Source organism: uncultured Microscilla sp., assembly GCF_947493425.1.
Lineage (GTDB): Bacteria > Bacteroidota > Bacteroidia > Cytophagales > Microscillaceae > Microscilla.
Map to the genome: position 1 here is coordinate 1 of NZ_CANLRP010000008.1, position 23,827 is coordinate 23,827.

General features: G+C 40.3%; 14 protein-coding genes. 8 read left to right on the forward strand and 6 right to left on the reverse strand.

Annotated features, from left to right (window positions below; translation table 11 throughout):
* Nucleotides 1-147: 147 nt before the first annotated feature.
* A complete protein-coding gene (locus Q0954_RS04045; RefSeq protein ID WP_299453954.1) occupies nt 148-819 on the reverse strand; it encodes a hypothetical protein in 672 nt (223 codons plus the stop codon).
* 636 nt (nt 820-1,455) lie between these two features.
* Here Q0954_RS04045 and Q0954_RS04050 point away from each other — a divergent pair.
* Complete coding sequence (locus Q0954_RS04050; protein ID WP_299453956.1) at nt 1,456-2,391, forward strand: N-acetylmuramoyl-L-alanine amidase; 936 nt, start codon at nt 1,456-1,458, stop codon at nt 2,389-2,391.
* Nucleotides 2,392-2,438: 47 nt separating this feature from the next.
* On the opposite strand, the gene Q0954_RS04055 is transcribed toward Q0954_RS04050, so the two are convergent.
* Nucleotides 2,439-3,065, reverse strand: a complete 627-nt coding sequence (locus Q0954_RS04055; protein ID WP_299453957.1) for a metallophosphatase domain-containing protein — start codon at nt 3,063-3,065, stop codon at nt 2,439-2,441.
* 18 nt (nt 3,066-3,083) lie between these two features.
* Nucleotides 3,084-5,156, reverse strand: a complete 2,073-nt coding sequence (locus Q0954_RS04060) for a 7TM diverse intracellular signaling domain-containing protein (protein ID WP_299453959.1) — start codon at nt 5,154-5,156, stop codon at nt 3,084-3,086.
* A 506-nt stretch (nt 5,157-5,662) separates the two neighbouring features.
* On the opposite strand from Q0954_RS04060, the gene Q0954_RS04065 reads away from it, so the two are divergent.
* From Q0954_RS04065 to Q0954_RS04090, 6 genes are all read left to right on the forward strand, one after another.
* Complete coding sequence (locus Q0954_RS04065) at nt 5,663-5,794, forward strand: hypothetical protein (protein WP_299453961.1); 132 nt, start codon at nt 5,663-5,665, stop codon at nt 5,792-5,794.
* Between the two features lie 106 nt (nt 5,795-5,900).
* Nucleotides 5,901-6,905 (forward strand): MvdC/MvdD family ATP grasp protein, encoded by a 1,005-nt coding sequence (locus tag Q0954_RS04070; protein ID WP_299453964.1) that lies wholly within the window; start codon nt 5,901-5,903, stop codon nt 6,903-6,905.
* 40 nt (nt 6,906-6,945) lie between these two features.
* Nucleotides 6,946-8,184, forward strand: a complete 1,239-nt coding sequence (locus Q0954_RS04075) for a hypothetical protein (RefSeq protein WP_299453967.1) — start codon at nt 6,946-6,948, stop codon at nt 8,182-8,184.
* 247 nt (nt 8,185-8,431) lie between these two features.
* The gene (gene dnaE / locus Q0954_RS04080; RefSeq protein ID WP_299453970.1) at nt 8,432-12,643 is read left to right on the forward strand and encodes a DNA polymerase III subunit alpha; all 4,212 of its coding nucleotides are present in this window, start codon (nt 8,432-8,434) and stop codon (nt 12,641-12,643) included.
* A gap of 458 nt (nt 12,644-13,101) precedes the next feature.
* Nucleotides 13,102-13,686: a DUF4291 family protein gene (locus tag Q0954_RS04085; protein ID WP_299453973.1), complete on the forward strand. Its 585-nt coding sequence runs from the start codon at nt 13,102-13,104 to the stop codon at nt 13,684-13,686.
* Between the two features lie 472 nt (nt 13,687-14,158).
* Nucleotides 14,159-15,379: a serpin family protein gene (locus Q0954_RS04090; RefSeq protein WP_299453976.1), complete on the forward strand. Its 1,221-nt coding sequence runs from the start codon at nt 14,159-14,161 to the stop codon at nt 15,377-15,379.
* A gap of 56 nt (nt 15,380-15,435) precedes the next feature.
* Here Q0954_RS04090 and Q0954_RS04095 read toward each other — a convergent pair whose 3' ends face one another.
* Entirely contained in the window at nt 15,436-17,217 is a 1,782-nt protein-coding gene (locus Q0954_RS04095) for a transporter substrate-binding domain-containing protein (RefSeq protein WP_299453979.1), read from the reverse strand.
* A gap of 1,808 nt (nt 17,218-19,025) precedes the next feature.
* On the opposite strand from Q0954_RS04095, the gene Q0954_RS04100 reads away from it, so the two are divergent.
* Nucleotides 19,026-20,348 carry a hypothetical protein gene (locus Q0954_RS04100; protein ID WP_299453982.1) on the forward strand — a complete coding sequence of 441 codons (1,323 nt, stop codon included), beginning with the start codon at nt 19,026-19,028 and terminating at the stop codon, nt 20,346-20,348.
* A 361-nt stretch (nt 20,349-20,709) separates the two neighbouring features.
* Here the strand turns inward: Q0954_RS04100 and Q0954_RS04105 are convergent, their stop codons facing one another.
* Both Q0954_RS04105 and Q0954_RS04110 read right to left on the reverse strand, forming a co-directional pair.
* Entirely contained in the window at nt 20,710-22,101 is a 1,392-nt protein-coding gene (locus Q0954_RS04105) for a pitrilysin family protein (RefSeq protein ID WP_299453985.1), read from the reverse strand.
* Nucleotides 22,102-22,139: 38 nt separating this feature from the next.
* Entirely contained in the window at nt 22,140-23,468 is a 1,329-nt protein-coding gene (locus Q0954_RS04110; protein WP_299453987.1) for a pitrilysin family protein, read from the reverse strand.
* Between the last annotated feature and the right edge of the window lie 359 nt (nt 23,469-23,827).

Below are 23,827 nucleotides of genomic sequence, written 5' to 3' on the forward strand. Positions count from 1 at the left end.
TTCTCCTAAGTGCATTGCTTTTTTGAAGGTAAAGATAAAAATTAAGAAGAATATTCCGAAGTAGTGCGTTTAACCTATCTATTTTTTGACTTTTACCATTCCTAACGGTAAAACCCACCCTTGGTTGCCTCCAATAAACTAAGCCCGCTAGTATTCTCTTACCTGTGCGGCGGCTTCCTCAGATATCACCGCTTTGGGTTTGGTGATGATGGGTATACAACTGGTAAAACGAATATTGTCCAAACCAAAGTCGTTGCCTCCTTTCAAAGTTGACAAATTTACAATACAAATATTGGCGGTCGTTTCATTGCCCGAAAACCAAGTCACTTCAAACTTTTTCCATTGATATTGCCAATCAGGTGCATTGATATTGGTACCCAATACCTGCCCATTGACACTAAAATGCAGGCGTGCCGGGCTACGTGCCACCAAAGTAGTAATCCAGGCAGAAAAGTTATAATAGGTTTTAGGGCGTATTTTTATCTGTTGGCACCACACCGATACATTGGGGCGTGGACTACCGTTTACAATCAAAAACTTATCTCTGACGCCTCTCCTGCTCCGTCCCTTAAAATGCCCATGGTATTTGGTAGGGTTGGTTCCTACCTGATAGGTTCCTTCAGGGTACAAATCGTTAGAAACACGATAGCCCGACTGAAAATAACGGTTGCCTTGCGAAAAGTTTCCATTAACCACCAAATTATTTGACTCTACCGAACCTTCGGGGCACTGGGCATAGGTAGTGGTAAACAGGGTGGTGCTAAATAATATAAAACTGAACCACTTTGATAGGCGAATCAATGGAAATACTGTATTCATAATAATGATTGTTTAGATAAAAGAGCGGGCTTATGCATATAAACGCCAGATAAAATGTGGAGTTACAGATAATAAAGCTTAATTTATACTGGTTGACATGGTAATATTTTGGTATTACCTTAGTACAATAGTCCATAGTATTTAGTCAATAGTCCATAGCTGATTCGAGTAAATGTTCACCTTATTAAATGCTGTAAACCAGTATTTTATATTAAGATTGCGTACTCACTTTATTTTTAAAAGTGTTTCGGTTTTATGCCTAAACACCCAATTATACTAAGATTAAAGTGATTACCTGCGGTGAGCTCGTCACAGCAAGCTGCCCCGATGAGTCGGGATTTATAAATAGACTCGGTTTTAGGATTTACAGGATTAGCTGAAGCAGAACTCAGCACAGCAAAGCTGTAGCTTCGGTTGATTAATGTTGGTATTCAAACAATTAGTCAAAATCCATCTTCAAAACCATTTTTGTTTAAGTATAAATAGTTTTTAAATTCATAAATAACTGATAACCGAGCCTCTGGCGAGTCCTTAGATACCGATGTATATCGGTGCTCAACAAAGTTAATCAGCAACCAACTTTGACTAAAATCACTACGGAGTATTGTTAGTACTTCACTATAAAAAAATCATATAATGCACATTAGGCTTTTATCTTTCGGGGTTGTCATTGCTTGGTTGGTTACGCTCACGCTGACGCCAGGAGTAGCTCAAAAAAAGAAACGCTCCAAAACAATTCAAAATAAGGGTTTTGTATTGGTGATTGATCCCGGACATGGGGGAAAAGATACCGGACGTTTACGCGGTTCAAAAAGTATGAAGCACGAAAAGAGTCTCAACCTTGCCATTGCGCTTAAGCTGGGGAAGTATGTAAAAAAATACCTGCCTCATATCAAAGTATACTATACCCGCACTACCGATCGCTACCTGTCGCTGGAAGATCGGGTAGATTTTGCCCACGACAAAGATGCCGATGCTTTTATAAGTCTACATTGTAACTCGGTAGAACATAAGCAAGTACACGGCACCGAGTTGCACATTCATAGTTTTGACTTACCCGCCAGCAAATACCTGGCAAAATTGATCAACAAACAGTTTAAACAACGAGCTGGGAGAAAAGTCAGGGGCATTTATGATGCAGACAAACGCCAAAAGAATTTTTATGTAGTGCAATATACCCGTATGCCTAGTGTGCTGGTAGAGTGTGGCTACATGACCAACACCCGCGAAGAAAAATACCTGAACTCTGACCAGGGACAAAGCATTATTGCTTCGGCTATTTTCAGGGCTTTTAGAGCTTACACCCAGTCTAAACGCCCCCGCGAGCGTCGCGAAATTGTATACCAGGTGCAATTGATGGCTACTCAAAAACCCATACCGCCAGACTCTGAGCATTTCAAAGATGTGCCAAAAAAAGTAAAACGAGTACCTAACAAACACTCAAAAAAATATAAATACCGCTATGTGACAGGCTGGGAATATACGCTTAAGGGGGCGCGTCGTTTACTCAACGAAATTCACGCTATAGGTTTCAAAGAAGCTTTTTTGGTAGCAAGCAAATCGGGACGATAAACCATCTTGCAATAGGCAGGTGTCCTTAACAACCAGTAGCGCCAAGTTTACCTCATATAATCTATGACAATGGCCTGATGTACTGCTTCATATTGTAGGTTCAACATGCTGGCATTGATATAGTGGGTGCCGTTAACTTCTACCCTGCCACGTGCTTCGTGAATGTGACCAAAAATATGGTATTTTGGACGTATATCCTGGATTACTTCGGTTAATTCTTCACAACCTACCTCCTCCCCTTTTGCCGTTTGATCTAACACTCCTTTGGGTGGTCCGTGGGTAACCAAAATATCAGTATTTTCAGGAATCAAATCCCAATGTTTACGAATGTCGACTCCTCTGGCACGATTAAACGCCCAATCGAAAAACCAAGGGGTAATGGGAGATCCCCATATATTGATGCCTTCTATAGTAACCCCGCTATCGTTGAGATAAATGGCATTGGTTAAAAGTGCTTCTGCCTGGTGGGGTTCATCTTCAAACAAAAAGTCGTGATTTCCGGCAATGACTACCTTATGACGGTGAGGCAACGTGGCCAACCAGTTGTTAAAACGACGTATTTCTTTGGGTCTGCCCCTGGAGCTTAAGTCTCCAGCGTGAATCAACAAATCACCTTCAGGCACCGCTATTTGGTTGTGTTTTCCGTGGGTGTCTGATATACAAACTATTTTCATGAGGGTTCATTTTAATATTTAGAGCCTCAAGCCCAACATTGTTACATCATCGCGGGCATCCTGGCTTCCCTGGTGTTTGGCTAGAGTAGCTTCAAAAGCCACTTGTTGTTCTTTCATAGACAAATGCGCATAATGACTAATCATTTTTTTGATGTTACGAGACCCAAATCGGCGACGTTCGGCATCGGGAGTATCGCCAAAACCATCGGTCATCATATACAAAGCGTCGCCTTTAGCCAATATGAGCTCTTGGTTGGTAAAAACCCTGGCACGTTCGTCTTCGTATACCTCACCACCAATAGAAAAACGGTCAGCCTTGAGCTGGTTAAACTCCCCTTCCTGTACATAATACAGGGGACGTTTGGCACCTGAAAAAGTCACCTTAAACTGTTGAGCAGTCAGCGGCTCAATCACACAGAGCGACATGTCCATTCCATCACTGTTGTTGGTTTCTGCCTGCCGCAAGTCACTGCGAATTTTTTGGTGCAAAAGGGTAATCACCTTTGCCGGATCAAAGATGTGCTTTTCGTTGATCGTTTCGTTGAGCAATGTATTGCCTATCATACTCATAAAAGCACCTGGTACCCCGTGTCCGGTACAGTCTATCACTGCTACTACGGTTTTGGTAAAGTTTTCACCTTTGATGGTGTTAAACCAGTAAAAATCGCCTGACACAATGTCTTTGGGTTGATAGATAATAAAGTACTCTTCAAAAATCTGCTTGATTTTGGGTTCAAAAGGTAAGATGGCATTTTGAATGGTTTGGGCGTAGCGTACACTATCTGTGATTTGATTGTAGGCAAACTGTAGCTCTTCGCCTCGTTCCTGCAACGAATCTCGTTGGGTCAGTATTTCTTCTTTCTGAAGCTGGAGTTCCTCGTTCTTTTCGGTAATCTCTTTGGTACGTTCTTTTACCTTGCGTTCCAAGGTTACATTTTGTTCTCTCAGTATTCGGGCGTTTTCTTCTTGCGCCAACCGCTTGTCTTGCTCGTTTTTTCGTTCACGGTATCCCAAACCTACCGAGAAAAGTACTAGCTCAAGAAATAAGCCTGCTTGAGAGAAGTAGTTTTTATTAAAGTCTACGTGTACTAAATCTGAGAAACTGATAGTACTTAATATCCAGCCCAACATTAAGAAAAATGAACCAGTAACAAAATAACGTGCAAGTATACTATTAGATATAAGTAAAACAACAATCGTTATCAAAAACAGTATAGCGTCAATATAAAAATTTGATACCATGTAAATCTCCAAGAAAGATGTATTAAAGGAGATGTTCAAATATACTACGGATATTAGTAAAACAGATGATTTTAACACAATCCAAGTATATATTACTTTATCCCATTTGCTAATAAGTTGTCTTGCTCCTACAAAAAGACGCATAAACTGGAAATAAAACAACATACTAACCTGACTACTAATCATGGATGTATAAATTTGTAATTTGGGCAACCCATTATACAAATCATTATACATGATGTAGTATAATGAATATGATAATGTATACATTACATAATATAAATAGGTTTTGTCTTTAACCAAGAGGAATAAAACGAAATTATACAATATAATAATCCACAACCCTCCTTGAAAAATACTCTGAATAACTTTCTGCAAAGCCTCTTGTGACAAAAATGCCTCTGGCTCTACCAATTTTACAGAATAAGAGGGTTTAAATAATGTCCCTTGTATTTTGATATAAAGTACTGTTTTTTGTTTAGAGTAAAGTTGTAAGTAAAACTTGTATTTAAACTCCACAATACTACTCTTGATCTCTCTTTGATTACCAGGGATAAGATTCCCACTTACTTTTTTTAAATACTTATTTTCATCATCAGGAGCATATAACTCTATATAAGATGCATTACCTACATATAAAACCCAATGATTACGATTAGACTGATTATCTAAGCTTAACTTTGCCCAATAGTTTCTATTTTTTTGAAAGCTCGTTTTTTTCTTTCTAAATGTAGGGTAAGGGATAAACTGAGATTGGTATTTTAAAGATTTGAGGTGTTTAAATGTTATGGTGTTTGTAGAGTCTTCTAAGATGAGTAAATGAGGGTTCAGGTCTGTTAATTTACTCAAATCATTTGTCACTTTTACAACTAATGAACTGGATGGATTTTGGGCAAAAGTCAATGAGTTTATACAAAAACATAAACTTGTTACCCAAAGACAAGAGTAAATAGTTAGATATTTTTTTTTATACTGATGAAATATTTGAATTAAATTAAACAAGGTCACTGCCACAATTTTATTAAAACTTCACTTTCGCATTTATGTATTAATGCCTTGATAAGCCTATACTAAAACATTGTTGCACAAATATTATTTCACTTTTAGGAGTATTTGCTATGTTTTATTATTGCAAAATGCGCTATATGCTTTACTTATACACTTTACAAGTAAACACAAATTTCATTATATCAGGAAAAAAAAATGCTACGACAATTAATAAAAAAAGTTTCACTACTTGTAATATTTTTCAAAAAAACCATTTTTTTATCTACTTGTTCCCCCTTTACTTTGCAGCCATAATACAACAAACAACTATTATTTAAAACAAAGGTTAAATTAAAAATTCGAAAAACATGGGAACAATTATTGGTGATTTAGACAGCCCCAACACATTTGGTAGCAAAGAAATAAAAACTGCTAAAAGTACTACCAAACCTTTCTTTGCCAAACAACTAGAAAAAAGAAAAGTGGTTAAAAGAAAATAATCACATTTACCCACCAGTGAATCAAACAAAAGGGACTAGCAATAGTCCCTTTTTTTATGTAGTTTGGTAAGCAATATACCAAAAAAATTTAGCTACTTATAACTTTATGGAAGTGTTAATTGTCACGTACAGTGACGACGACGAAGGTATCAACAATGTAACCGAGGCATTGCAAAGTAAAGGAGCCAATGTGTACAGGTTTAATACCAACTATTACCCCACCCAAATACAACTTGCCAGTCATTATATTAACAATACTGAACAGGTAAAAATCATCAGTGAAGATGTTGTGCATAATTTGGCAAAGTTTGATGCAGTATGGTATAGACGCATTCGTATTGGGCAAGAACTGCCCGAAGAAATGGCCGATGAGTATAAAATACCTGCCATAGAAGAATCAAAAACCACTTTTTGGGGCACGCTTGCCAGTTGGGGCATTGGCAAGTTTGTGTTAGACGCTGTAGCCGACATTAGACGTGCCGAAAATAAACAGTTGCAGCTTAAGGTAGCCAATCGCCTGGGTTTGCGTATTCCTGCCACCCTTATTACCAACTCGGCACAAGAGGTAAAAGCTTTTGCTCACAACTATTCGGCGGTGATCTCCAAGATGCAATACGCTTTTAGCATTTATGATGGTACTGAAGACGAGTACAAGGTATATAGCCACAAGTGGCAACCCGAAGAGTTGGAGGATATGACGGGGTTGGAGTTTTCGCCTATGATTTTTCAGGAGTATGTAGAAAAAGAGTGTGAGTTTAGGGTGGCCATTGTAGGAGAACAGATTTTTTGTGGTAAAATACCCTCTCAACAATCTACCGAAGGGCAAGCTGACTGGCGCAAAGATGGGAGCCTGATAGATGACATAGTACCTTATGACTTACCCGCCAGTATTCAGCTAAAGTTGCTCCATCTTATGGACTATTTTGGGCTCAATTATGGAGCAGTAGATTTAATTAAGACTCCAGAAGGTAAGTTTGTATTTTTAGAGGTTAACCCGGTGGGTGAATTTAGTTGGCTGGATCAGGCTTTTAATAACAAAATATCTGAAGCCATTGCCAATGTATTGCTCAACCGGGCTCGAAGACGAAACAGTCCACTCAACCTTTATTAAGTAAACATTTTCAAATCACTATCACTATATTTAGTAACTAATGGCATCTACAACTCCTCCTCCTACCGTTTTTAGCCAAGCCTGGTGGAATGAACTTTTAGAAGAGTCTAACTACCTGACAGAGGCTTGTTTGATCAAAAACAGTGTGCCTGCTCAGTTTTTTACTGAACAAGACATTCTAAATATTATCCAAGAAGTGCCAGATAAGCTTTCGTTTAGTGCTCCGGGGCTTAGGGTATATACAGATGGCAAGCAGGTGATTAAAGAGTTGAGCGAAATGTACCGTTCTCCTTTGCAACCCCATGAAGGTCTTCAGGAATTTACTCAACGTATATTTGGCCAGCAAAAATTTGGCATTATTCTCAATCGTGCTACCCAATACCACGATACGCTTGCCCGACGGCTTGCGCCGCTTTATCAGGGGATTGTAGAAGAGCTTGGAGTACCTTGGTTAGACCTCAATGCTACTATATTTGTGGGCAATTATGGGTATACTCCGTTTGGGGTGCACTACGACGGTGAAGCCAATAGTGTGATTCATTTTCATCAGGGGCCGGGTAAAAAACTAATGACGCTGTGGGATGAAGAGGTGTTTGTAGAGAAGACCGGGTCAAGGTTGCATTATTGCGAGCCAGAGAAAATATTGCCCTATGGTACTACCTGTCAAATAGAAGCCCACGATACGTTTTACTTGCCCGAAGGTCCTTTCCACATTGGCAACACTGAGGAGTTTTCAATGGCATTGACGGTGGTGATCAAGGGTATTTCGGTCAAAGACTGGCTCAGTAATGCTTTGGCTGAAATGAATACGGAGTCGTTTGACCCAGAGATTTTGGCAGGGTATGAGTCTGAGGTGAACGATATTTTAGCCAGTGGTTTGATTGGTACTGAGGTAAATGAACAAAAATTTGGTAGCTGGGTAAAGGCGGCTATGGAAGATTACCAGTGGTCGCTCAAAAGCAATTGTGGGTTTCGCCCTCCACGTTGGTCTGATCAAAAAACTTTTCCTGAATTAGCCAGGCAAAGTGTACAAATCATCACCCCTTTTTGTATATACCATCAACCGCTAAAAAATGACCAGGTAAGGCTCTATTATCGACGAAACAAAAGTAACTTTGCCCATGCTTCTCTGTTGCTGCCTTTGCTAGAGCGGTTGAACGCGGGCGAGGTAATAGAAATAGGGCAAATAATGGCTCAACATCCTGATTATCAAACATTTTTAATTGATTTTTTCACTTTGTTGTTAAATCACCAGGCTATAGAGCTAAAGCAAACCTGATTGCCTTGTATATTACTATTACCCAACTTTATAGGCAATCAACTTTAGCCACAAAACAATGCCTTTGATGAAAGAAAAAACAAAAGGAATAGCCTGGGTAATGTAAGATGTAGCCTTTATCAACATACCCTATTGAAGCCTTTCAAATCCTTCTTTTTTTTCGTAATTTAGAAGCTGCCTTAAAGTTAAGATTTCAACATGAGTGCCCTTGGGGGCTTAACTCATTGACTATAAAAAGACTCGCTGCATGTATTTAATTTTTGATACGGAAACTACCGGGCTTCCAAAAGATTTTAATGCGCCACACACCGATGTGGACAACTGGCCAAGGTTGGTACAAATTGCCTGGCAGCTGCACGATTACAACGGTAAGCTTGTCAGTGCCGAAAATATGATTGTAAAGCCCGAAGGTTTTACGATTCCTTTCAACGCTGAAAAGGTGCACGGTATTTCTACCGAAATTGCCATGGAAGAAGGTTTACCGCTAAACGAAGTGCTCGAAAAGTTTGCGGTTGACATTGCCCGTTCCGAACTCATCATTGGTCATAACATTGGCTTTGATGTAAACATCATGGGGGCCGAGTATGTGCGGGCTGCCGTAGATAGCAAGCTTCACGATGTGCCTACTTATGACACTAAAAGCGAAGAAACCGCTGAGTATGTAGGCATTCAGGGCGGACGAGGTGGTAAGTTTAAATGGCCTACCCTTACCGAGCTTCACACCAAGCTTTTTAATGAAAGCTTTGACGACGCTCACGATGCAGCCTATGATGTGTCGGCAACTGCCCGTTGTTATTTCGGCTTGATCTCAATAGGTATTGCGCCACCTCTGGGCGACCTGGAAGCAGATGCCGTGGTGTATGAGCCTCCTGTGCTGGATGCTGCCAACTTTGAGAAGCGTAAAAAGAAAAAAGGGATTAAAATCCCGGAAGTATTTAAGGGAAAAGTAGACAAATTTATCCCTTTCTCTCACCTACATGTACATTCTCAGTTTTCTATCTTACAAAGTACAGCAAGTGTAGGCGGTTTGATCAAATTTGCTAAAGAAAACGGAATGCCTGCCATTGCTTTTACTGACCATGGCAACATGCACGCAGCTTTTAAGGCGGTAGGCGAAGGTGCCAAAAATGATGTAAAGGTAATTATTGGGTGTGAGTTTTATGTAGCACAAGAGCGTACTAAGACTAAATTTACTAAGAGCGACCGCGACCGAAGGTTTAACCAAGTATTGCTTGCCAAAGACCAGGAGGCTTACCACCGCCTCGCCAAACTGAGCTCTTTAGGCTATATAGAGGGTTATTATGCTGGTTTTCCACGGATTGGCAAAGACCTGATAGAAGAATATCACGAGGGCTTGATTGCCTTGACGGGTAACTTACAAGGCGAGATTCCTGATTTGATACTGAACCAAGGCGAGCATGAAGCAGAAGAGGCCTTTAAATGGTGGCATAACTTGTTTGGCGATGATTTTTATGTGGAAATTATGCGCCACGGACAAGAAGAGGAAGAACGGGTAAATGAGGTATTGCTTAAATTTGCGGCAAAATATGGGGTAAAGCCCATTGCCACCAACAATGTATATTATATTGGTGATGAAGATGCCGATGCGCACGACTCGTTGCTTTGTGTAAAGGGAGCTGACAAGAAAAGTACGCCCAAAATGTTTACGCCTGATATAAAGCGGCGTAACCTGCGTTATGGAATGCCCAACGAGGAATATTACATGAAAACGCAGGAAGAAATGAACGAACTTTTTTCTGACATTCCTATTGCTCTGGAAACCACTCAGGAAATTGTAGATAAATGCTCGCCTATCAAACTCAAGCGAGACATACTAATGCCTGTATATGAAATGCCGTCTGAGTTTGCCACTCAGGATGATTACTTGCGTCACTTGACCTACGAAGGGGCCGCCAAACGGTACGGAGAAATTACAGAAGAAATAAGAGAGCGCCTTGACCATGAACTCAATATCATCAAATCGATGGGTTTTCCGGGGTACTTTCTCATTGTGCAAGACTTTATCAATGCTGCACGTGACATGGGTGTGTTTGTAGGCCCTGGACGGGGTTCGGCGGCAGGTTCGGCGGTCGCGTTTTGTATTGGTATTACCAATATTGACCCTATCAAGTATAACCTGCTTTTTGAGCGTTTCCTCAACCCGGAAAGGGTAAGTATGCCTGATGTGGACATTGACTTTGACGACGAAGGGCGACAAGATGCCATTAATTATGTAATTGATAAATATGGTAAAAATCAGGTAGCCCAAATCATTACCTATGGTACGATGGCGGCTAAAATGGCCATTAAGGATGTAGCACGAGTACTGGAGCTACCCATTCCTGACTCAAACAAACTTGCCAAATATGTACCCGACAAACCGGGAACAAAGCTCAAAGATGCTTTTGCTGAAGTACAAGAACTAAAGGATGTACTGGCAAGACCCGAAGGCGACTTGGAAAACCAGGTGTTGCGTCAAGCCAAAATTTTGGAAGGTTCGGTCAGAGGTACGGGTATTCACGCCGCGGGGGTAATTATTGCTCCCGATGATTTGCTCAAATATATTCCAGTATGTACCTCTAAGGATGCCGACTTGCTGGTAACTCAGTTTGACGGTAAGGTGATTGAAGATGCCGGAATGCTGAAGATGGACTTTTTGGGGCTTAAAACCCTGACCGTGATCAAGGATGCCTTGCGGATGATCAAGAAAAACTATGACATTGACATAGACATGGACAAGATTCCACTGGATGATCAGGCAACCCTTGAACTTTACCAAAATGGCGAAACCGTGGGAACATTCCAGTTTGAGTCGGAAGGAATGCGGATGTACCTCAAGCAGCTTAAACCTACCAACATTGAAGACCTCATTGCAATGAACGCCCTTTATCGCCCTGGTCCATTGCAGTTTATCCCCAACTTTATCAACCGTAAGCACGGAACCGAAGAAGTTGAATACCCCCACGATTTGCTGGAGCCTATCCTTAACAATACTTATGGGATTATGGTATACCAAGAGCAAATTATGCAAACTGCCCAGATTTTGGGAGGCTATAGCCTGGGGGGTGCCGATTTGCTACGCCGGGCAATGGGTAAGAAGAAACTTGAGGAAATGGACCGCCAAGAGGTCATTTTCATGAAGGGTGCCAAAGAAATTCATGGAATTCCTGAAGAAAAGTCGAAGAAGGTTTTTGAGGTAATGAAAGAGTTTGCCAAGTATGGGTTTAACCGTTCGCACTCAGCAGCTTATTCGGTGGTGGCTTACCAAACCGCTTACCTCAAAGCTAATTATCCTTCTGAATATATGGCATCGGTGCTTACGCACAATATGAATAACATCGATAAAGTGACTTTCTTTATCGAAGAAACCAAAAACATGGGGCTGCAGATTTTGGGGCCTGATGTAAACGAAAGTGAACAGAGCTTTACGGTAAACCCATTGGGACAAATTCGTTTTGGTTTGGGGGCGGTAAAAGGCACGGGTGATGCTGCCGTAGAGAATATCATAGAAGAACGTAAAAAGAATGGTGCTTTTAAAGATATGTTTGATTTTGCCCGCCGGGTAAACCTGCGAACGGTTAACAAAAAATCTTTTGAATGCTTTGCCCAAGCAGGTGCATTCGACAATTTGGGTAAACTACACCGCGCACAGTTTTTTGCCGCTATGCCCAATGATACGGCCACTTTTCTCGAACGCATCATCAAGTTTGGCAATGCTTATCAAAAAGAGATAGAAAACGCCAAAACCTCTTTGTTTGGGGCAAGCGGGGCGGTTACTATAGCCCAGCCCAAGGTGCCTTATACTGAGCCCTGGAGCCAATTGGAAAAACTGAACCGTGAAAAAGAAGTGGTAGGTTTTTATATGTCGGGGCACCCCCTAGACCGATACCGTGCCGGAATGAAAAAGTTTGGTGCAGTAGCTCTTGATAAAATAGAATCTTTGCAGCACCAGGAGGTAACTGTGGCCTGTATTGTGACCAAAAAAGAGCTGAGACAAACCAAAAATGGCAAACCTTTTACCTCTTTTAGTATCGAAGACTACAGCACATCAATGGATTTGGCTTTGTTTGGCGAAAGCCACGAAACCTTAAGCGACCTGATTGAGGTGAATCAACTGATATTACTCACGGGTAAAGTACAAAAGCGGTATGGGTCAGAAGATCGTTTTGAGCTGCGTACCTCACAGATAAAACCCCTCGAAGAGATGCAAGAGAAGATGTGTCGGGGGTTGGTCATTCAGGTAGACATTGCCAAGCTAAACGATGAGCTCATGGAAAAAATGGAAAAAGTAGCCCAGGAAAATGCGGGCGAACACGAGCTTAAGATTTGGGTATATGACTTGCAAGAACAACCTACCATGATGGTAGAGCTCAACTCACAGAAATACAAGGTACAGGCAGATGAACGATTGCAACAAAAATTTGAATCGCTGGAGTTGGCTTGTAAAATGGTGTATTAATATAGTTTCACAAGCTATTTATAATATACAATACTTCGCAGTGATTTTAGTCAAAGTTGTTTGCTGGTGATCAGTTATTGATGAATTTAAAAACTATTTATACTTAAACAAAAATGGTTTTGAAGATGGATTTTGACTAATTGTTTGAATACCAACATTAATCAACCGAAGCTACAGCTTGCTGTGCTGAGCTCTGCTTCAGCTAATCCTGTAAATCCTAAAACCGAGTCTATTTATAAATCCCGACTCATCGGGGCAGCTTGCTGTGACGAGCTCACCGCAGGTAATCACTTTAATCTTAGTATAATTGGATGTTTAGGCATAAAACCGAAACGCTTTTAAAAATAAAGTGAGTACGCAATCTTAATATAAAATACTGGTTTACAGCATTTAACAAGATGAACATTTATTCGAATCAGCTATGGACTATCGACTAAATACTATGGACTATTGAATATATGCAAAAACAAATTTATGCTGCTTACGACGACGAAGGTTTGTTTGTGTACCAGGCCTTTAAACCTAAAGTAGTGGCCACTGCTGCGGCTAAAGGCACTTTTGGGACTGGTTTTAATACCAATCGACTTACTTGGATCAAACCTTCGTTTGCGTGGGTATTGCAGCGCACCAAGTATGCAACCAAACATCGGATGAACTCGATAGCTCGTATCAAGTTATCGCACGAGGGTTGGTTGCACCTATTACAGCAAGCCGTGCCTACTCAATACGATGCCCAACGCTACACCAATGAAGAAGACTGGCAACAGGCACTAGACAAGGCTGTGGTAATTCATCAATGGGACCCAGAGCGTGATTTGCTGGGCAAAAAACTGGACAGGGCGGCTATTCAAGTGGGCGTCCGGAGCGAAGAGTTATCGTTGCGCTATGTGAACGAATGGATTTTGGATATAGAAGATGTCACAGAGCTGGCACATACCATTGGAAGTTTGCAAAAACAACGCAACCCTCGATTGCCTGAAACTCCCAAAGAACGACTTTACCCGGTATCAGAAGAAATGGCACTTGCCTTGGGGTGTTTTTGATTAAAAAGCCCCTGCCCTACTTCTTTTTGTTTATAGAGATGTCTTGGTAATAAATGTTGATTTATTTCACTGACCTTTCGCAGGTCAAAAACTTGTTTAATAAAATACCAGTCAGCAAACAAGCTAATAAAATACAATGATTCGGGTATCTATCAGCCGTTACTTCCCCGAATCAAGTTCGGGATCATGGATTTTCTCCAGGTAAAAAAGTAACCAAAAACCCCGCAGCTGTAGTTTGTTTCGCCTAAATCTGTTACACTACGCCGAAACTGCTCAAACTCGCTTCGCTCAGACAGTGATCAGTTTTTACGGCTTCGTTTCACAGATTCCCCGAATACAAGTTCGGGATTTTCAACTTAACGGCAACAAACTAAGGCTGAATCCAGCTGACGCAACCTTAGTCCTATGCTGTATTTTTTTGCTTACAAACAAAAATACGTGCTGCGAAAGGTCAGTTATTTCATTACTTACAATGACTATGATATACCGTACCTCTTTTTTTATTGTTTTACTCCTAAGCTTACTATGTGTTGGTTTACAAGCCCAAAGCTTACGAAAAACCCCTACAGTCAAGGGCAACAATCAGTTTGCAATTAAACTTTATAATCAACTGAATAGTGATCCTCAAAAAAACGTGTTTGTATCACCTTACAGCATCTCGTCGGCACTGGCGATGACTTATGCCGGGGCAAAAGGTACCACAGCTCAAGAAATGGCAAATGTACTGCACCTTCCGGCAAACTCGGTGCATCAAGACTTTAAAAGCCTCAACACTCACCTCAACAACTTTAATACTAAAGGGCTACAGCTCTCGATTGCCAATGCACTGTGGGGAGAAAAAAGTATAAAGTTTTTAAAGACTTATTTAGGGCTTGCCCAAAATGCTTATCAGGCAAGGCTTGCCCAACTAAACTTTAAACAACAACCCGAAAAATCAAGGCTGATCATAAACAAATGGGTAGAAGACAAAACTCAGGATAAAATTAAAAACCTGATTCCTAAGGGTATAATTAATAAAGCCACTCGTATGGTACTCACCAACGCTATTTATTTTAAAGGGCAATGGAAGTATAAATTCAAAAAAAGCCAAACCCGTAAAATGGACTTTATCGCTGGCAAGCAAAAACTAGGTGGAATTAAGTTTATGCAAATGCAACGTAAATTTAGGTATGCCGAAAATGAGCAGTTGCAGGTAATTGAACTACCTTACGCCAAAAATAAGGTAAGCATGGTAGTTTTGCTACCTAAAGATGTCAATGGTATAGCCCAACTGGAGGCTTCACTTACGGCAGAACGTTATCAAAAACTGATAGACAGGTTATTTTATACTCAGGTAAAGCTAAGTTTACCCAAGTTTAAAATGACCTTGGATGTAAAACTAAAGAACGTGTTGAAAAAAATGGGAATGAAAGCAGCGTTTAGTAATGGGGCTGATTTTAGTGGCATGACAGGCAACAAATCGTTGAAGATTTCAGAAGTAGTACATAAGGCGTTTGTAGAAGTAAACGAAAAGGGAACCGAAGCTGCGGCGGCTACGGCGGTTGTTGTAAGAGCAAAAACAGCTTCTGCTCGCCGCCCGGTAACGCCTAAGGTTTTTAGGGCTGATCATCCTTTTATATTTATGATCAAAGACAATACTACAGGCAGCATTTTATTTATGGGTAAAATCACCAACCCAAAGCAAGCAGGCTAAAACACCTATATCAACCATATTCGCTGCCACTTGCTTTTGATAACAAGTGGCAGTATTTAATCCGCTTCCATTTTTACTCCTATCACCAATATATCGTCAATTTGACGCTCGTCTCCTTTCCAATCCAAAAAGGATGACTGCACTTTTTCACCTTGCTCTTTGATGGGTAACATGTATATTTCAGAGATCATAGATTTGAAACGACGCGTGGTAAACTTGCGTCCTTCAGGACCACCAAATTGATCGGGGTAACCATCAGATGTCATATAAAACATATCGCCAGGCAACATATCTACTTCATGATCACGGTACTCACGTTTTTCTTTGTAGTGCCTTATACTTCCGCCAATGGGTTTTTTGTCTCCTTTGATTACATTCACTTCGCCATCGCGCACAAAATAAAATGGGCGCTGGGCTCCGGCGAATACCACCTTGCGATTTTTGAAGTCAAAACTACACAAAGCCACATCCATACCATCAGCAGCGTTGGTACCCAAAGATAAGTAAATAGAATTTTGGAGCTCGGTCAAGATATTGCCAGGTTCGTAAATATTCTTCTCATTGACGATTGCGTCTAACGAAGATTTGCCCAACATAGACATAAAAGCACCAGGAACCCCGTGCCCGGTACAATCAGCCACCGCCAACAATACCTTATCGTCTTTGTAAGCCAGCCAATGAAAATCGCCACTTACTACGTCGCGGGGCATAAACACCTTGAAATAATTATTGCGTAAAAACAACGACATATTGTCTTCGCCTGGCAGCATTGCTTCTTGGATATTACGGGCATAGTTGATACTATCGCGCATTTCTTTGTTCACGCGCTCTAGCTTACCTTTTTGCTGTTCCAATTCATCGCGTTGGCGGCTTACCTCTGCGGTTCTTGCTTTTACTTTGTCTTCGAGGTGCTCATTGAGCTCTTGTACCTCTTGTGTTTTCTTGTATAATTGTGCGGTACGCTTGTTTACCTGGCGTCGCAAAAACAAACTGATGGTAACAAATAAAAGAGCGACTCCGGCGGCAATGATTAAACCCCACTTAAAATACTTAAGGTATTCACCTCCAGCCTCTTTGCCCAACCAACGCGACAAAGACTGATAATAAACAGAGCTACGGTCATCAATCATGCTCCGCATTTCCTTGTCTATGATTTTCTTTAGTTTTTTAGTCTTTTCGGTATTTTTAGTAAAAGCAAACCTTAGTTCTATAGGGTGAAACACAATAGGACTACCGTGCACATTGTATTTTTTTCCGTTAGTGGCTCCGTGTAATACTGCTACCAGCCCGGCATCAGCTTCTCCCTTGCTTATTTTTTCCAGTACATCGTCATACGATCCACACTCGATAAATTCTATGGGTAGTTTAAACTGAGAAGAGGTATGTTTGAGCCCGTGGCTGCCTTCATAGTAAATGTCTCCGGCAAGTACTGCTACTTTTTTGTTTTTGAGATCGAGTATGGAGCGTATTTTTGAGTCCATAGGGATATAAATTTCACCCCAATTGGATACTACGGTGGTTTCAGAAAAATCGAATCTTTTTTCTCGCTTTTCAGAGTGCCCAATAGCACACAGTATATCTATATCACCTTTTTCGAGTTTTTTCTGGTTTTCAGAAAAAGAACCATGTACGTACTCGGGCTTCCACTTATACTTGAGCGCTATATGCTCCAGTATGTCCTTATATACCCCTTTTAGCTCGTTATCAGTATCCTTAAAAATTAAAGGGGCATCTTCATAAGTTCCAACAATCACAAGGTTGTCTTGAGCTATAGCAGTATGGGTACACCACAAAGCAAACACCCAAAAAAAACCAAAAAAACGATTTACTTTACTCATAATGCCTTTGCTCTTGGCTTGAATACCATAAATTTTTATGCTTTAAGAATGGTAAAAACAACTTTTAAGTTCAATGGTGGGCTTTTTACTCATAGCCAAAGCTTTTAAATAAAAAAAGTGCTTTGTTTCGCCCCATCACCTTGCCTCCTACAAAACCATTTATTTTTAAACCTTTCCTATGCTTTTGACTAGTTTTCAACTTGTTGAAAAAGTCAATTTAGAGCTTGTTTAAAATTCATCGAAAATCAATCTAAACGCCAAAACTTAAACAAGTTCTTAGATGCCAAATAGTTTTATACGAATCAAATCATTTTTTGGCAACAATTAACAAGGTAATAGTAAAAACCAGTCATTCAAAAATATTATATAAAATAATACATACAATGTTTTCTTCAAAAGATTATATACAAGTCTTTTCAAAAAAAATACGCGTTTACACTTTATTTCACTCACCACTTTTATAAGCATTGGGAGTGCCTTTGCTTTGAATAACCCAAATTATAATACATATTTACGCTATAAGTAAAGCGGAAAAAATAAGATGTGCCAATAAAACAAAATATTTGTTGAGTGGGCGAGTCAAAAAACCTTTGCATAGCCCAAGCTATGGAATTGTTTTTTGAGGAAGTCCACTAGGCAAAGATACCGTTTTATGGCTCAGATTATTTTTGTAGGTTTAAGTAGCAGCAAGTCCTTAGATACCGATGAATATCGGTGCAATTAGCTATAAGCTACAAGTAAAGATAACTCTCTCATAATATGATAGTTATACTTGCATATTAGATATATTTAATTTTGTCTTGGTACATACTAAAGCGTTAAAAACGCTATTCTTTCATACACTTTCAACAGCTTTCGTTACTTGTGCTGCATTCCCAAAGTTTATTCAGCTTAGGGAGCAAACAAGAAATAACGAACCCATTTTGTAGCTGCTCTTTTGCCCCGAGACTTTGTTACTTTTAGCCTTTGGCAGAGCCCCGAAACAAGTTCGGTTCACAACCCCGAACTTGATTCGGGGGATTTATAAACTCGGCACAGCAAAGCTGTAGCCTAGGTTTGCAGCCGTAGCTCTGCTATGACTTTAAATTCTGAAAACTTAACCTGAGTTTCCACCAAAAACAGTAGTTTTTTATAATAAAGGAAGAGCATATTTTTTACTTGTTATAGACTAAAATTTCGTCTGAGCATAGCACTAATTAGCAAAATCATCGTTGTATTAGCAAATACAAAAAACCTTATTTTTAAAAGGATAAAAAAAGGAAAAATGACTTGATAAGATACCAATTACCATACACTTTTCATTGGTATTACTTTGTTGAAGACAACACAGCACAAGTAGATTTGTGCTGACTCAATAATGGCCATGAAGTTGTAGAGTTTACCTGATAGTTATTATTACGCATCACCACAAGCATAATTCTGCATTCTCCTGATTCTCAACCCACTACCTTTATTTTTGCTTGGGTAATTATTTGCATAAAAATAACCATATAATTCCGGCAAACTACTTCTCATTGCACGCTTTCAAGCCCTCACAGGTGTTTTATCAGTCGAGCGTTGGGTAATGATCCGGCAAACAAACCACTGCTTATTTATATAAGTGTTTGCGGGACTATTCGTACCTATTTTTTCCTTTGTTTTTATTACATAAAAAATTAATAGTAACATCTACCAGTCAATAGCTGTGTATTTAAATCGCACGATTGTTTGGCCTGCACTGCATGCCCAGAATAATCAATCATTTTAACTTAATTATTAATAGCAATACCTGCTTGCGATGAAGCAGGCAGTTTTTAAACAAAAGTATCATGACATCAAAACTAAAAACTTCGGTATGCATACTTGTAGGGTATGTAGTGGTATTACTTTGCCAAATTTCAAACGCACAAACCAACGACACTACCCGTGTGCCTCATAAACCCTTGAGTGGTAAAAATAAAGAACACATAGAAGTAGAAAAACACGAATTTCATGAACAAATAGAAACCAGGGTACTATTTAACGGAGGACAAAATACACCCAACAAAATAGGTAGAGAACATTTAGATTTTATTATTTCAGGACTAAAAAAAGACATTGACAAGTACAAACACTTGTATCCTAAAGACAAGATTGTGCTTAGTCTGAAAGTAAAAGGTTACTCTGACGCCAAGCCATTTTACCCCAACCAATCGGCTGAGGAACGTCAAACCCTGAATGAATACCTCGCCAAAAAACGTGCTTACTATATCAGCAATTCTATCAAAAAAGGGTTGTATCCATTGGTACACGGCATAGAGCAAGCCTTGATGGTAAAAGGTGAAGAGTTGCCTCCTTATTATACATCTGACGAGCCCGAAGATCCTCAACGCCGTATGTGCATAGTAACCGTGCTGGCCTATAGTGTACCAGTAGACTCTTTTGCTTCTCGTAAACCTAGCATTATTGCTGTAGATCACCGCAAAAAATTTGTCCCCACTTTGGTAGAACCCAAACACCAGTACCTAGCATTGCACTTACCCAAAAAAACCACCACTAAGTACCATGCTGGAGGTAAACTTACCGCAAGTAACCCTACTATTACTCATCCTGTGCTGCCCAACAACAATCACAACAAAAACAAGGTGATTACTCCCAAAGCTACCAAACCTACACCTACTACGCCTCATGCCTCTGCTGGCAAAATTGCCGCTGTTAAGGGAGGCAATGTAGTATACACCAACACCAACGCATCGGTACAGTTTCATACGGGCTGGCACACACCCAAACCACAAGATTACCAGTACCTACAACAATTAATCAAGGAAATTAAAGAAAAAGTGGCTATTTACCGACGCAACAATGACAACAAACCTATGGTGATACAACTGGATGTGCGTGGGTATGCCGATAAGCAGGGCTTTTACTATAACCAACCTATAGCCCAAAGGCAAGCGCAAAACAAGCGTTTGTCGGAGTGGAGGGCTCGCACCATTGGACAATTTTTACAAAAGTACCTTAAGTCACAATCTATTAAGGTAGAACTGAGCACCCAAGGACTGGGTGAAACACTACCACCTGGGGTAACCGATGGGGCAGTCAATGATCCCTTGCGGCGAACATGTAGGGCAAGTATACAAGTAGTAGAGGGGCAAACAGTCAATACTCGCTGACAAGGTGATGTTACGCCGTAAATTCCAAGTCTACTTATTTATATTGTTCTATGGCTTTATTGTTTTATGGTTGCGCGATGCCTTGCATAACTAATGTAGCAATACAACCGTCTCACAATAGAAATTAAAACAACAAAGTAAATCTGCGTAACTTGAGTTATGATACTACCCTCAAAAATATTAAGTTAAAAAACATAAACCCCACTGTTGTTGGCAGCGGGGTTTATTTTAGCTTATCTCAAGAATCTATGTGCATTAAAATAATAATCACTGATGATAGGGGGGTAACTTATACACACCCATTGGTTGGCGGCTAACCGTATACCATTGATGACCATCAGTTACTCACTCACAGCAACCACTAAAATCCTTGACTTGTAATTTTCTTTTCGGTGACTTTGCCGTATTTTTTCACCTTGTCGCGAATGGCTGATGCCTTGCCCACCAATACAAACTGTAGATTCTTTTTCGGAAAATACTTTGCAATCACTTGCTTTACTTTTGCTACTGTCAGGTTATCTACATTTTTTGTAAAATTGTTGATAAATGACTCATTGTAGCCATATACAAACATAGAAGTGAGCAGTGCCGCTAAGTTACTGTTGCGCTCATATCGGGTAGGAAAACTTCCTTTCACATAGTTTTTTGCCGATTCCAGTATTTCTTTGTTCACCCCAGTAGTGTGCAAACTATCTAACACGCCTATAGCCATATCTATTGCTTGTATCGCAGTTTCAGTTTTGGTAAAGCTATAGATATAAAAAGACCCGGAAAGCTTGCTGGTCACAAAATTACTGCGAGCCCCATAGGTAAGCCCAGAGTTTACACGCAAGGCATCGTTGAGCCAGGAAGTAAACCTCCCCCCTAAAATAGTATTGACCACCTGAACAGCAACCAAGTCTGGGTTACTGCGTGCTACCCCTTGACCTCCTATATAAAAAGTAGTTTCATTGGCATCATCTTTATCTACCAGTAACACCCGGCTTTTTGAGTAGCTCATATCAGGCTTTACCAGCGCTTTACTGGTCGCTTTTTTAGTTTTCCAACCCTTCAGCAACTTCTTGATAGTGGCTTTCATTTTGCGCCTGTCAAAATCACCTACAATGGCAATGGCGGCTTTATCGCAGGTATATTGTTTTTTGTAAAATGCCTTGATATTATCCAAGGTAATGGCGTTTACCCCTTCTTTGGTTCCTGCCACCGGGTTGCCGTAAGGGTGGTTGCCATACAACAATTTATTGTAATAAGTACCAATTACGTTGCGTGGGCTTTCTTTGATCTGATCAAGCCGAAGCAACTTGCGTTTTTTGCTTTTCTCAAACTCTTTGGCGTTAAATGCAGGGTGCGTCAACACTTCCTTTAAAATAGCCAACATTTTATCTTGGTCTTTTTTGGCAAAAGACAAACCAACCCTGGCGTACTCTAATGCAGCAGCCGAACTAAGACTAGCGCCCACAAAATCGGTTTGTTGTTCTATTTGTGTTTTGGTCATTGTTTTGGTACCAAACAATAAAGCTTGTGCGGTAAAGTTGGCCAAGCCGGGCTTATTGCCATCGTGAACAGCTCCTGCATCAAATACTATAGAAGCTTGAATCAATGGAACCTCTTTTTGCTCCATCAAGTACACTGTAAGCCCATTGCTTAGCTTAAACTTATCATATTTGGGCAATTTAAACACTCCTTGCCCTTTGCTTGCCTGAGCACCTGCCAATAGCAGCAACGCAAGCATCCATATTTTATAGTTCAATTTCATTTTTAAAATCTTTTGAGGTTATATTTTCACCAAACATGCTATTTACTCTTTCCTTTCTTTTCTGGCGATAGTAAATAACCCACCGTGCGGTTGGTTTTGATAAAATACTTTTTTGCCACTCGCTGGATATCTTCCTTGGTTACGTTTTCATAAAGTTTTGGGGCATTGAACAGTTTTGTATAACTGCCAAAAAACAATTCATAGGTTCCTATTGAGTTTGCTTTGCCATTAATGGTTTCCATTTGCTGGTAAAACCCCATCAACTTTTGGTTTTTGGTTTTCTGCAACTCAAAATCGGTGACTCCTTTTTCCTGAATTTTCTCAATTTCGGCAAGCATCGCTGCTTCCAATTTTTCTGGGGTAATGTTGCGTGCCGCTACTCCGTATAAATAAAACAGGTTAGGGTCGAAGCTTTGAGGCATGTAAGTAAATATTGCAGAAGCTACTTGTTGGTCAAAAATCAGGGATTTACGCAAACGCGAAGAGTTACCCGATGACAAAATACTGCTAAGCATGTCAAGCGCATAATAGTCTTGGCTACTGGTAGAGGGTACATGGTACGCCAATGCAACATTGGGCGACGATATTTTTTTGTGTACCACTACTCTTTTTTCACCATTTTGCGGAGGTTCTACCGTTCTCACTTTTGCCGGAGGGGTATTGCCAGGAATAGGCTCAAAATATTTGGCAGACAGCTTTTTAACCTGAGCCAAGGTTACATCACCCACTATCACTACCACACAATTGTTGGGTGCATAATAGGTTTTAAAGTAGTCCTCTAAATCTTTTTTTGTCCACTGCTTAATGTCAGACTCATACCCTATGACAGGCCAACGATAAGCGTGTGCAAAGAAAGCAGTAGACTTTAACTGTGCCTGTAAAGACTGAAAGTTGCTGTTTTCTAAACCAGTGCTGCGCTCCGACAATACTACCCCTCGCTCACTTTCCAGCATTTTTGACGAAATGTTTAAAGCACCAATGCGGTCTGCTTCCAGGTCAAACATGACCTCTATCGAGCTACTCGGAAACCAGTCGGTATATACGGTTACGTCTTCGGTAGTATAGGCATTGTTAGAGCCACCGTTGGCTTCCATTACCCGGTCAAACATTTTAGGTCCGTATTTTTTGGCGCCATTGAACATCATGTGTTCAAAAAAATGTGACAAACCAGTAATGCCAGGGCGTTCATTGCGTGAACCTACCTTCCAAAACAAGTACATATTGGCGTTGGGTATAGAATGGTCTTCTAACACAATGACCTTCATCCCGTTTTTAAGCGTCAATGTTTTTACGTCTTCTACTTTGGTTTGTGCTTGTGCCAACAAAGCAAACAAGAGCAAACAACTAAGCCATAAGATTTTTTTCATGATTATAAATTCTGTTAAAACAAATATAATCTACAAAGGTAATAAGATTCCAGAAATATTAATTTGTGGGGTGTAGATACTCTACCCTACTATCTTTCGCCCTGATTTGTGTCCTCACAACCGAGCTTACGAACCCTTAGATACCGATGTATATCGATGCCCAAAAAACGACTTATTTTAGGGTTTCGATCGCCCCCGTACAACGGGATTTATCAATTGGTAAAAACACCATAGCCATCGGGCTAATATTTTTTCACTCTGTGAAACGTCTTTCAGTGTCCAAATGTTGGCGATTCGATCAACGCGTGAGGGTACTCACTGAGGCGGTGACGGTATTTTTAAGTGCATTTTCTACATTT

What these genes read in the sequence shown, in the direction of transcription:
- Q0954_RS04090 (WP_299453976.1), top strand. Translation starts at nt 14,159, where the DNA reads ATGACTATGATATACCGTACCTCTTTTTTTATTGTTTTACTCCTAAGC.
- Q0954_RS04075 (WP_299453967.1), top strand. Translation starts at nt 6,946, where the DNA reads ATGGCATCTACAACTCCTCCTCCTACCGTTTTTAGCCAAGCCTGGTGG.
- Q0954_RS04110 (WP_299453987.1), bottom strand. Translation starts at nt 23,468, where the DNA reads ATGAAAAAAATCTTATGGCTTAGTTGTTTGCTCTTGTTTGCTTTGTTG.
- Q0954_RS04055 (WP_299453957.1), bottom strand. Translation starts at nt 3,065, where the DNA reads ATGAAAATAGTTTGTATATCAGACACCCACGGAAAACACAACCAAATA.
- Q0954_RS04100 (WP_299453982.1), top strand. Translation starts at nt 19,026, where the DNA reads ATGACATCAAAACTAAAAACTTCGGTATGCATACTTGTAGGGTATGTA.
- Q0954_RS04095 (WP_299453979.1), bottom strand. Translation starts at nt 17,217, where the DNA reads ATGAGTAAAGTAAATCGTTTTTTTGGTTTTTTTTGGGTGTTTGCTTTG.
- dnaE (WP_299453970.1), top strand. Translation starts at nt 8,432, where the DNA reads ATGTATTTAATTTTTGATACGGAAACTACCGGGCTTCCAAAAGATTTT.
- Q0954_RS04050 (WP_299453956.1), top strand. Translation starts at nt 1,456, where the DNA reads ATGCACATTAGGCTTTTATCTTTCGGGGTTGTCATTGCTTGGTTGGTT.
- Q0954_RS04070 (WP_299453964.1), top strand. Translation starts at nt 5,901, where the DNA reads ATGGAAGTGTTAATTGTCACGTACAGTGACGACGACGAAGGTATCAAC.
- Q0954_RS04085 (WP_299453973.1), top strand. Translation starts at nt 13,102, where the DNA reads ATGCAAAAACAAATTTATGCTGCTTACGACGACGAAGGTTTGTTTGTG.
- Q0954_RS04065 (WP_299453961.1), top strand. Translation starts at nt 5,663, where the DNA reads ATGGGAACAATTATTGGTGATTTAGACAGCCCCAACACATTTGGTAGC.
- Q0954_RS04045 (WP_299453954.1), bottom strand. Translation starts at nt 819, where the DNA reads ATGAATACAGTATTTCCATTGATTCGCCTATCAAAGTGGTTCAGTTTT.
- Q0954_RS04105 (WP_299453985.1), bottom strand. Translation starts at nt 22,101, where the DNA reads ATGAAATTGAACTATAAAATATGGATGCTTGCGTTGCTGCTATTGGCA.